The organism is Streptomyces sp. PU-14G (assembly GCF_041028275.1).
In the GTDB taxonomy this organism is placed as follows: Bacteria; Actinomycetota; Actinomycetes; order Streptomycetales; family Streptomycetaceae; genus Streptomyces.
In genome coordinates, this window is record NZ_JASKYT010000038.1 from 22,789 (window position 1) to 33,393 (window position 10,605).

General features: G+C 71.1%; 11 protein-coding genes and 1 tRNA gene. 7 read left to right on the forward strand and 5 right to left on the reverse strand.

Annotation, left to right across the window (positions count from 1 at the left end):
• The first annotated feature begins 135 nt into the window (after nt 1-135).
• The 5 genes from glpR (at nt 136) to AB8Z75_RS07310 (ending at nt 3,564) form a co-directional block, all read left to right on the forward strand.
• Nucleotides 136-1,962 carry a gephyrin-like molybdotransferase receptor GlpR gene (gene glpR, locus AB8Z75_RS07290; RefSeq protein WP_369200560.1) on the forward strand — a complete coding sequence of 609 codons (1,827 nt, stop codon included), beginning with the start codon at nt 136-138 and terminating at the stop codon, nt 1,960-1,962.
• Nucleotides 1,963-2,070: 108 nt separating this feature from the next.
• A tRNA-Ala gene (locus tag AB8Z75_RS07295) sits at nt 2,071-2,144 on the forward strand.
• 575 nt (nt 2,145-2,719) lie between these two features.
• Nucleotides 2,720-2,977: a hypothetical protein gene (locus AB8Z75_RS07300; RefSeq protein ID WP_369200561.1), complete on the forward strand. Its 258-nt coding sequence runs from the start codon at nt 2,720-2,722 to the stop codon at nt 2,975-2,977.
• Nucleotides 2,978-3,352, forward strand: a complete 375-nt coding sequence (locus tag AB8Z75_RS07305; protein ID WP_369200562.1) for a transposase family protein — start codon at nt 2,978-2,980, stop codon at nt 3,350-3,352.
• Nucleotides 3,349-3,564, forward strand: coding sequence for a transposase family protein (locus AB8Z75_RS07310; protein WP_369200563.1), 216 nt, complete (start codon nt 3,349-3,351; stop codon nt 3,562-3,564). Before AB8Z75_RS07305 ends, AB8Z75_RS07310 begins: the two co-directional genes overlap by 4 nt.
• Nucleotides 3,565-4,031: 467 nt before the next feature.
• Here the strand turns inward: AB8Z75_RS07310 and AB8Z75_RS07315 are convergent, their stop codons facing one another.
• A complete protein-coding gene (locus AB8Z75_RS07315; RefSeq protein ID WP_369200565.1) occupies nt 4,032-4,448 on the reverse strand; it encodes a carboxymuconolactone decarboxylase family protein in 417 nt (138 codons plus the stop codon).
• 173 nt (nt 4,449-4,621) lie between these two features.
• On the opposite strand from AB8Z75_RS07315, the gene AB8Z75_RS07320 reads away from it, so the two are divergent.
• Complete coding sequence (locus tag AB8Z75_RS07320) at nt 4,622-4,999, forward strand: MerR family transcriptional regulator (RefSeq protein ID WP_369200567.1); 378 nt, start codon at nt 4,622-4,624, stop codon at nt 4,997-4,999.
• A 510-nt stretch (nt 5,000-5,509) separates the two neighbouring features.
• Here the strand turns inward: AB8Z75_RS07320 and AB8Z75_RS07325 are convergent.
• The gene (locus AB8Z75_RS07325) at nt 5,510-6,355 is read right to left on the reverse strand and encodes a DUF2637 domain-containing protein (protein ID WP_369200568.1); all 846 of its coding nucleotides are present in this window, start codon (nt 6,353-6,355) and stop codon (nt 5,510-5,512) included.
• Between the two features lie 953 nt (nt 6,356-7,308).
• On the opposite strand from AB8Z75_RS07325, the gene AB8Z75_RS07330 reads away from it, so the two are divergent.
• Nucleotides 7,309-8,217 (forward strand): putative RNA methyltransferase, encoded by a 909-nt coding sequence (locus AB8Z75_RS07330; protein WP_369200569.1) that lies wholly within the window; start codon nt 7,309-7,311, stop codon nt 8,215-8,217.
• Nucleotides 8,218-8,403: 186 nt separating this feature from the next.
• Here AB8Z75_RS07330 and AB8Z75_RS07335 read toward each other — a convergent pair whose 3' ends face one another.
• The 3 genes from AB8Z75_RS07335 to AB8Z75_RS07345 form a co-directional block, all read right to left on the reverse strand.
• Nucleotides 8,404-8,958: a hypothetical protein gene (locus AB8Z75_RS07335; protein ID WP_369200570.1), complete on the reverse strand. Its 555-nt coding sequence runs from the start codon at nt 8,956-8,958 to the stop codon at nt 8,404-8,406.
• Between the two features lie 556 nt (nt 8,959-9,514).
• Nucleotides 9,515-9,835 carry a multidrug efflux SMR transporter gene (locus AB8Z75_RS07340; RefSeq protein WP_369200571.1) on the reverse strand — a complete coding sequence of 107 codons (321 nt, stop codon included), beginning with the start codon at nt 9,833-9,835 and terminating at the stop codon, nt 9,515-9,517.
• Nucleotides 9,836-9,852: 17 nt separating this feature from the next.
• Entirely contained in the window at nt 9,853-10,464 is a 612-nt protein-coding gene (locus tag AB8Z75_RS07345; protein ID WP_369200572.1) for a DUF1269 domain-containing protein, read from the reverse strand.
• Between the last annotated feature and the right edge of the window lie 141 nt (nt 10,465-10,605).

Genomic DNA, 10,605 nt, shown 5'->3' on the forward strand with positions numbered 1-10,605 from the left:
CTCCCGGTATGTATCGCCCATTTCCTTGCCGCCCAGGCCAGCAATCACAAAAAAAGGTGGAGAGATCAGCCAGATCGTGCGACACACCGGGCTATTTGGCAGATGGGCTCACTCGATCCCCTCTACCGTGTGAGGGTGAGCAGCAGTGGCCTCATCTACGCAGTCATCGTCGGGGCCTGGGCCGCCTACTTGGTGCCGATGTGGCTTCGCCGACAGGACGAGCTGAACGAAGCACGTCCGACGGAACGCTTCAGCACCGCCATCCGGCTGCTGTCCGGCAAGGCCGGCATGGAGCGCCGCTACGCGCGCGACGCGGAGCGACGCCGGGTGCGCGAGAGGTGGGAGGCGGACGACCCGTACGCGCCGCAGGCCGGCGCCGGCTCTGCCGGTGCGTACGACGGTTACGACGAGGACGCGTACGGAAGTGACCCGGACGCCGCCGACGAGGCGGTGGACGTCCGGGCTTTCGCCGACCCCAAGACCATGGTCGGCGCGCCCGGCTCCGAAGCACCGACCGAGGTACACGCGCACGCACAGCGCGCGCACGACGCCTCCGCACGCGCTCAGCGCGTCGGCCAGGGGTACGCCGGTCGCGCGGGCACCCAGCGCGAGCACCGGACGCACGACGACCACGCGAACGGGAGCCAGGCGCGCTTCGGCCACAGCGGCGCCGCGCGCCAGGAAGGACGCGGAACACCGGAAGGACGCGGAACGCCGGAAGGGCACGGAACGCCGGAAAGCCACGGTCACCCCGGGTCGTCCTTCCCGCCCGCCTCCTCCGGCCAGGACAGCGGGGATCCGGCACACGGCGGCCTCACGCACCACGGCACCGGGGACACCCCCGCAAGCGACGGCTCCGTCCGCCAGAGCGAGCAGCAGGGCGCCGACGGCGACCACGGCCAGATGACCCGCGAGCAGTCCGCACAGGCGCGGGCCGCCGCTCTGGCGGGCCGCCGGGCCAAACAGGCCAAGCGCGCGAAGCTGCTCGCACGGCGCCGCCGTACGACGATGCTGCTTTTCCTGGCCTTCACCGTCGGCAGCGTCTTCGCCGCCGTGCACGGTCTCGCCCTCCTGTGGGTTCCCGCCGTTCCGGCCCTCCTGCTGAGCGTCTACATCGGCTATCTCCGCATTCAGGAGCGGCGCAGGTTCGCCGTCGCCATGGACCGGCGCCAGGCCGAAGAGGCCGCCCGCACGTTGCACGCGCGGCGCCGTCGCGACGGGGACTTCGCTCCGGAGGGGCATCGCCGAGCCGAAGCCTGGGAGGCCGACACCGAGCCCGGCCTCCCGGCCCATGTCGACCACCCCGCGGGACGGGACGCGCACCACCCCGCAGCCGCACACCCCCGGACCGGCGCAAGCCCCGACGAGGCCCGCGACCGGCACCAGGAGCACGGGCCGGACGGCAGGCACCCCGCGGACGGCTCACCGGGCCAGGCGGCCGACGTTTCCCGGGACGCACGCCGCCAGGGCGGCACAACCGCCTCCGGCGGAAGGGGCGACGCACGGCAGGACGCGGCCGGCCGCGCCCGTGAGGAGGCGGCGCGCGCCCGCGAGGAGGCAACCCGTGCGCGTGAGGAGGCGGCGCGCGTCAAGGAGGAGCAGGGGGCTGCCGAACGGCGCGCCCTGGTGGAGCAGACCGATCACGCCGAATGGGTCGACCAGCAGCGCGCCCGGGACCGTGACTCCTCGGACGGCGAAGGCTGGGACCCCGTCCCCGTACCGCTGCCCACTTACGTGAGCGCCCCCGTCGCCCCCCGTGCCACACGTGGAGTCGACCTGGAGGCACCGGACGCCTGGAGCTCCGCCCGCTCCAGCACCGCCTCGGCCGCCGATCCACGGCCTGTGGACGGGGACCCGCACGGCGCCGACTCCACCCGCCCCCGTCGGCATCACGACCGCGACCGCACCCCGCTCTTCGACCAGTACGAGGACGAGGACCGCCCCCGCGCCGCCAACGAGTGACCCTCCCTGCGGCCGTGCCCTGGCTCCGCTCGTGGCCGCCCTCGTGACCAGCGCGGGAGCGGATTTCCTCCCGGCCCGACGAGGATGCTAAAGTTTCATCCGTCGCAAGGGCCTGTGGCGCAGTCCGGTAGCGCATCTCGTTCGCAACGAGAGGGTCAGGGGTTCAAATCCCCTCAGGTCCACAGACACGACCGTTCTTGAGTTGGCTCAGGGGTGGTTGACGAGATCCCGATGATCTTCATGATCGGTCGGGATCTTTGTCGTTTCCGGGGGCCTGTTCGACTGCGTTCGGGGTGTCAGATGGCTTCCGTCGCAGCAGCGGATGGGGTGGGCCCGGGGTGCGTGGTGTCGCGTGTACGACGAGGTGCCCCGGGGAGCCGGGGCTGCGGGTGGTTCTCTTCGGTTCCGGGAGTTCAGCGGTCTGTGGGGTGCCGAGGTGGCGGCAGTCCTGCGGAGCGGACTGGCCCCGGCCGGAACATGTAGCCGACCCCGGCTGTGCCGGCCAGATCCGTGAGGATCGGCGTCCACTCGCAGCGGCAGTCCACCACACGCCTCAGCAGGGCCTTGTTCAGCACGGGGACCCCGCAGGCGGCATCAACGTGCAAGCCCCGGACCTTGACGACCTCACCCGGCGGCCAGGCCGCAGCCCGCGCCGAGCGCCATCAGAGCCAGACCGTCCCACCCGGCCTGGCCCGGCAGATGCCCGGCCCAGTCCCGCAGTCTGGCCAACTCGTCAGCCTCGTAAGGTGGTTGAGGCTTGCGGGGAGATGCGATCCGCACCGGCGGCGAGGGCCCTGACGGCCTTGTCTACACCGCCCGCCTGCCGCTGTTGAGCGCCACCCTGAACTACCTCGCCGAGGTGAGCTGCGGTCACTGCAAGAAGATCCGTTCACCGTGGCGGTCCCTGCCCTCGGGGAAGATCGCCGGAATCGTGCCGGCGGTGCTGCGCTGTGACCAGCGGCCCGGCGACCTCGCCGGCGGCAAAGGCATCCACCGCACCACTGTGACCAGGTGAGTGCGCGAAGTTGTCGGCCTGCTGGCCGCCCGCGCCTCTCGCCTCGACCGCGCCCTCAAGAAGATCGCCCGAAAGGGCGGCGGCATCGTCCCCCTGGGCGGCACGCTCATCCGCACCCGGCGCAGGACGGGCAAGGCGAACCGGAAGAACTACTCCGGCAAGACCAAGTGCCACGGCCTGCTCGTGATCGCGCTCACCGACGACCGGGGCCGGCTGCTGTGGGTCTCGGCGGCCCGGCCCGGACGCACCTCCGAGATCACCGCCTGCCGGTACGACCACCTCACCGCCAAGCTGCGGGCAGCCGGTCTCGGCGCCGTCGCCGACCTGGGCTTCGTCGGCCTCGACGACAGCGGCCCGACGCCGACCCCGCTGTGACCAACGGCTACAAGGCCGCCCAAGAACCGTCCCTGACGCGCGGTCAGGAGCTGCCCGACAAGGCCCTCGCCGCCGTTCGGGCACCGGTCGAGCACGGCTTCGCCCACCTGAAGAACTGGCGCGTCCTCGGCAGGGTACGCACCGTCCCGTCATGGGCGACCGCCCTGGTCAGGGCCCTGCTGGTCCTCACGAACCGCGAAGTAGCCAGGTGACCGACGATCTTCACCGAAGCCATCCGCCCACGACCGGCGCAAGTAAGGCGAGCGCCTCCCACACCAGATCCGTGACCAGCAACTTCACGATGCGCGCATCTCACAGGGCAATACCGCTAACGCTCGGGCCATGGAAAGGGTCCCGAACACGCGTGTCTCGATCTCGCGCCCGACGGTGTCGACGTCAGCCTTTAGGAGGGGCTGGGGGAGAGAACCCGACGTTGTTGATCATCACCGACACGCCTTCGGCCCGGTGCGCTGCCGCCTCGACCGCGTCGGTGGCGGTGATGTCCAGGCGCACGAGCTCGACGCGTGGATCCCACGCATCTCTTGGTCGTCGGCATCCGGGTTGCGGATGCCGACGTAGACCTTGCGCACGTCACGAGCGAGGAGCTCGGCAACGAACCGGCGGCCGATGCCGCGGTTCGCGCCCGTGACCAGGAGCGGTCTGTCCTGCGAGTTCCAATTCAGGCCTCCTGGCCGGCGGCTTCGCGGGCGGCGAAGACCTCAGCCGCAGCGAAGAACCCGTTGAGAGCGGCGGGGAACCCGGCATAGACGGCCATCTGGGTGATGGTCTCGATGATCTCTTCCTTGGTCCAGCCGACGTTCATCGCGCTGTCAACGTGTGTCTTGAGCTGGAGGTTCGCGGTGCCCATGGCGGTCAGCGCGGCCACGGTGAGCAGCTCGCGCGTCTTGATGTCCAGGCCGGGGCGGGAGTGGACGTCGCCGAGCGTGAACTCAATGAGCAGGTCCGCGAACCCAGGGGCGATGCCCTCCAAAGCGTCGAAGGACTGCGCGCCTGCCGCGCCATGGATCGACTCGTAGTAGGCGATGCCCTTCTTGTACCGCTCGCTCTTGCCGGTCAGGTCGATGCTGTCGCTCATGATGTGTGCCTCTTCAGCCGATTCGTTCTGTCCGGTCCCGTCTGCTCGTGCACCAGGGTGCGAGAACGGGGCCGGGTGCGTGGTGGTCTCCGTTCTTGGAGCCGTCACCTACGCTAGAACCTGACACTGATGTCAGAGACAAATCCGCCAAGGCGAATGTGACGGGAGACACGATGAGGATCGGGGAACTGGCGGATCGAGCCGGCGTCAGCGTGCGCTCGCTGCGTTACTACGAGCAGCAGGGGCTGCTGGACTCGGACCGCACCGCGGGCGGGCAGCGAACCTACGGCGAGGGCGCAGTCGAGCGGGTTCAGCTGATCCAGCAGCTCTACGCCGCAGGCCTGCCCAGCCACACGATCGTCGACCTGCTGCCGTGCGTGTCCACGGGAATGGTCACCGGCAGCATGTACGACAAGATCCGGCACGAGCGCGGCGCCATCCAGCAGCGCATCACCGAGCTGACCGCGGCACGCGACAAGCTCGACGGCGTCATCGAGCACGTCCTACGCGTCGGGATCTACGACGAACCGTCACCGCAAGCCGCCGGGTGACGAACACGTCCATCCACCGCATCAGGTAGGCATGGGTGCGCTCCAGGAGGGAAACAGAGCCGACTTGTAAAAGGCTCCGTAGCAGTTGACCCAGCCTCGAACGACGGCGCGTGGACCCAGCGCTACGAGTACGGCGTCCCTGTCACCGGCCTGGTACCGGTCGCAGAGGATGGCACGACGGGAACTGCGGTCCAGTTCTTCGGGAGACCCGGTGGGGGCTTTGACGTGCGTGGGGTGCGGTGTGCTCTGGCGTTTTCGCGCTCAGTGCAGTCGTGCTCGGGCGGGGGCGCAGGGGCAGCGGGCGAAGGAGCGGACTGTGCGGGGTGGGGAGCTGGCCGCTCGTTGCAGTGCCTCTGGCCGTTCGGCGTGTCCGGTGGTCACGAGGGACGCACGCGCGGAGAGGGCGTCCGCGCACGCAGAGACGGCGGGACGGCAGTCCGTCCCGCCGTCGGCGGAGGTGGTGCTCGATGTCGCGGGCAGCCGGTACGCGCAGGGCGTTCGCTGGGCCGGTCAGCCCGCCGAGCGGTGGCGGTTGGTGCCCTTGGGCGGCCGGGCGTGGCGGGAGGGCGCGGCCGGCACGGGCGGCAGGTCGAGCTGCCGTACGAGCTGGTGGAAGCAGAGCAGGGCGGTGATCGGGGGGAGGCCTGCCACCGCGATGCCCGCCGGAGTGGCAGGCGCGTCGGCGACGCACAGCAGTGAGGCGACGGCGGCGAAGAACAGCACGACGAGCCACGAGTGCACGGTGCGGCGGCGGTAGGCGCGGGTGCGCAGGATCGACAGTGTGGCGGCGACCCAGGGGGCGTAGATCAGCAACGGCCAGGCCTGTGCGACACCGGGGGGTGCGGACTCCTGGGCGAGGTCGTAGAGGGACGGGTAGGACGCCTTGGCACCCAGGAAGCTGACCAGGAGCACGATCATCGCCGTAAGGGTGATGGAGAAGGCGCTCAGCACGCGCCGCCAGGTCAGGTCGGACCTGTGCTGGTGCTTCACCCGCTCGAGGGGGCCGTCCTTGCGGTGTCTTGCCCGGGTGAGGGCGGCCTCCGTGTCGGCGAGTGCCTGCTGTTCGACCGTGTCGAGGAACCGGGCGAGTTCGGCTTCCAGGTCGGGGTGCTCGGCCTGCTCCCGGTACTCGTCGCGCTCGGGGTGCGGCGAGGAGAAGCGGGTCAGGCCGAGGGTTCCGGTGTCGGTGAGGCCCGTCGCCGTGTCGACACGGGGGGAGGCGTCGTGCATGAACGCGGAAGTCCCCTCCCCGTACGCCGCGTTCACGTCCACGAAGGGTGGCTTGCGCGGCCCGGGCAGGCCGGCGTCCGGTTCACGGGGCGCGTAGGGCGCGTACGTGTGCGACGTCTCGGTCAAGACTGAACTCTCTTCTCTGAGGGCAGGTTCAGACGACGGTGCCGGGAAACGGTCCGTTCCGCGCACGCGCTGCCAGGAAGTGGCCCCCGGCAGGCGGTCCCGTGTCGTACGTGGCGACCAGTTGCCGCCCGCGTCGACCGGCTGGGATGGGCGGATACGACCGTTTCGGTCACAACTCGTCAACGACTACTCCAGCCAGCGGAAACCCCTGTTCGCAGTACTCAGACTTATGAGCATGCGGTTGTCAGCTCGCGTTTCATCCCTGCGGGGCCGGCCGCTGCGGCATTGGAGTGAGGCTTCCGTACTTTCACCAGATCTACGGCTGACGCACGCGGGGCGACGCCCCGTCTTCCCACCGCGCGCCGGGTGCGTCACCGCACTCCGGCCCGCTGCGTGTGTGTCCATTCCGTCACGAAAGCACCACCACGGGTAGGCCCTGCGAGGCGCAGAGCCGCCCGCTCGGCGTCCCGCGAAGCCCCAGGTGCCTCGCGCTCCGGAACCGCCGAAGCACAGGGGCCGCCGAAGCAGGGACCGCCGAAGCCGACGCGCTCGGTGCCCACCTCGGCGGCCTTCGGGCGATGTCGAACCGCCCGCGGGCGACCGCGGCGCCGGAGGCGAGTCCGACGGTGACGTGACCGCACAGCAGCCCGGTGAAGGCGTCCGCGGCATGCCGGGCGTTCTCGGCGGTCTCCAACGCGGCCCGGGCGTACGGCAGCACGGCCTCGCCGACCTCACGGGCGTCTCGTCGCGCGCGGACGCTCTGGAGTGGTCCTACGGCGCCTCTTCCGGCAGCCGATCTGCGGGGCGGCACAGGACCTGCTGCTCGTCGCCTACGGGCGCACCCTGCCGCCAGGCAGGCCGCGGGGCGAGGCGGCGGGCCGGTTCTCCGGAAGGATCCCGAGCCGTCCGCGACGGTAGCCTGGGAGGCCGTTCCGCTGTCCGAGAGAGCCCCGATGTCCGAACCGCCGATCGCCGGCCGTGAACCCGCCCGCCGTGACGTCAGTGCCTGGCGTGGTCCGTGGGAGGTGCTGGCGGGGAGCGTTGTCCGATGCCCCGTCTGCCAGGAGCCGCTCGACGTGACGGAGCGGTCGCTGCGCTGCGCTGGGCGGCACACCTTCGACGTGGCACGCCAGGGATACGTCAGCCTGCTGTCCGGCGCGAAGCGTACGGTCAACGCCGACAGCGCGGCCATGGTGCGGGCCCGTACGGAGTTCCTGGCCGCCGGGCACTACGGACCGCTCACGGACGCTCTCGCTCGGGCCGCCGCCTCGCTGGACCTGCCGGAGAAGAGCACGCTGCTCGACGCCGGGGCCGGCACCGGGCACTACCTCGCGGCGGTGCTGGAGGCGCTGCCGGGCGCCGTGGGGCTGGCGTTGGACACGTCGCAGTACGCGCTGCGCCGGGCCGCGCGGGCCCACCCCAGGGCGGGAGCGGCGAGCTGGGACGTCTGGCGGCCGTTCCCCGTCAGGGACGGCCGGGTGGACGCCGTCCTCAACGTGTTCGCCCCGCGCAACAGCGCGGAGTTCCATCGGGTGCTGCGCCCCGGGGGAGCCCTGCTCGTCGTGACGCCGACCCGACGGCACCTGAGCGAACTACGGGAGCGGCTGGGCCTGCTGGAGGTCGATCCCGAAAAGGAAGAGCGTCTGGAGCGCACCTTCTCCGCGCGTTTCGCGAGGGAGCGCACGGAGGCCCTGGAGTACACCGTCGAACTGTCGGGGCAGGACGTGGAGAACCTCGTCTCCATGGGCCCCACGGCACGCCACGTCGAGCCGGACGAGTTGCGGGCGCGTGTCAGTGCGCTGTCCGAGCCGGCCCGGGTGACCGCCTCCTTCGGGATAGCCCTCTACCGGGCGCAGCCGTGAGAGCACCGTAGGCGGAAAGCGCCCCTGGGTGCGCACGAGCGCCCCTGGGTGCGTACGAGCACCGCTGGGCGTGCACGAGCGCCGTTGCCGGGCCGGGTGTGGCGCAGGCCACGCGGCGGCTCTTTCACCGTCCACCGGCACCGTGCGCGCCTCGGCGGAGGGCTTGCCCGCCGTCTCCCGGCAGCTCTAGCAGCCTCCGCAGTTGTAGTAGGTGACGTCCCAGTGGTTGCCCTCGCGGTAGTAGACGTTCCCCGAACCCGACTTCCACTTCGAACCGCCGATGGAGGTGAAGGTGCCGGTGATGTAGTTGTCGAGGCAGCTGGAGAGCGACATGTCGAGCTTGTAGCCGTTCCAGTGGCTGTACGTGCCGGAGGCGTGGCCCGTCTCCGTGCCGCCGGTGAGACGGATGGCGCAACCGGACGCGCTCTTCAGCGTGATCGCGCCGTCCGCCGTCTCCGAACGCAGCCCCTCGAACGAGGTGCAGGTCGGGGTGTTGCGGTCCGAACAGCCGCCACTGGAGGTCCAGGTGATCCCCGCGCCACGGAACTTGGCGGTCGCCTGCGCGTGCGTGAGCTTGGCGAGGGACTGAGAAGTCGCCGCGGCGGGCGGCGCGGAGCTGCGGAAGACCTCCGTGGGGGACGTGCCCGGGGCCGCGTGTGCGCTCCCCGCTCCGGTGAGCGTCAACGCGGCGGCTGCGGCGGTGCCGAGGAGCGCGGTGAGAGTGCGACGTGTGGGGGTCATGGGCCTGCCTTTCGGGGCGGGGACGGCGGGCGGACAAGGCGTGACAGCAGCCGTCTGCGGTCGGCCGGCCCCCTGGCTGGGAAGGGGGACGGTGGTGCGCGGGCGTCAACCTAATGACCTGGCAGGGACATGTAAAGAACCCGCAAAAGTGGTGTGACCTCTGGCAGAGAAGGCCGACCGCGCCGCCGAAAGTTTTCCGCGCGATCCGCGCGCCGGTCCCGAGCGGAGGACGCGCGGAACCGCGCGGCGAGTGGGGGGGGGCCGACACCCGTCGGGCGCAGCCGTCGGAGGGTGTCCGCCGACGCGTGCGGGCACATGGCAGCCGGTGCCTTCCGGCACATGTCTGTCGGCGGGCAGGGACCCGCAGCCCACCGCCGGCCGCCCGCAGCCCGCCGTCAGCAGCGGCGATCGGCCACCGGCCACCGGCCGCCCGCACCCCGCCACCCGCAGCCCGCCGTCAGCAGCGGCCACCGGCCACCGGCCACCGGCCGCCCGCCGCCGCTCGACCGTAGTCCGTCAGGTGCGGTCGGAGTGCCTCGGCCGGATCGTGGCGACCTCAGTGGAGAAGCTTCAGCCCCACCACCCCGCCGACGATGAGCAGCAGACACAGCAGCCGCGCGACCGTCGCCGCATCACCCAGCACCGCCATCCCGTAGAGCGCGGTACCGACCGCGCCGATCCCCACCCACACCGCGTACGCCGTGCCGAGCGGAATCTGCGACACGGCGTAGGACAGCCCCGCCATGCTGGCTGCGAGAGCGACGAGGAAGAGGAGCGAGGGCCACAGCCGGCTGAAGTTCTTCGACGCTTCGAGGGCCGTCGCCCACAGGGTCTCCAGACACCCGGAAACAATCAGTACGCCCCACGCCAGGCCCATGCTCTGCTCCTTCCGTGCTACCGCCGCCACCAATGCTCCTCCCGTCCGCTCTCCCGTGCGGGTTCGCCCTCCCCGGAGGGGCCGACCTCGTGTCCGGTGACCGGTCCCGTGGGGGCGTCCGAAGCGTTTCGCGGCACCTGCGGACTCGACAGTGTGTTCTCCAGGTCTCGGCGTACCCGCGAGGCCAGGTAGCGGCTCACTCCCGGCCCCAGAGCCGCGTCGGCCGGATCGGTGGACTTCTCGTCGACGTCCGCCACCACCACGGTGCTGCCCGGAGGGATCTCCGCCGTCAACTCCTCCAGACCCTCGTTCGTCTCGATCACTCGGCGCGCGTCGTGCCCACCTCCGATGAGGCCGCCCGCGCCGAACCCCACCAGCGCCCCCGCCGGACCACCCATCAGGCCTACAAGGGCACCGATCAGACCACCGACGGCGAACCCTGTGGCATTGCCGGTGTTGCCCACCTCGCCGAGGATCTGCGCGCTGCCTTCCGCGTCCCGGCCGATCACGCGTGCCTCGCGCAACGTGACCGTTCCTGCGCGGTGCGCCGCCTCCAGCCTGTCGAGCGCACGCAGCGCCGCCTGGCTGCCGCGCTCGGTGAAATCGGCGAACACGATGTATTCCGTCATACGCCCACCATCGGCGCTCCATGGACGCTCGGCATCCGCAGCGGGCGACGGCGGGACGACGGGAGGGACGGGCGGAAGGGAGGGACGGAGGGACAGAGGGACAGAGAGGCGGAGGGACGGAGCGGCAGGGAGGTGGGGGAA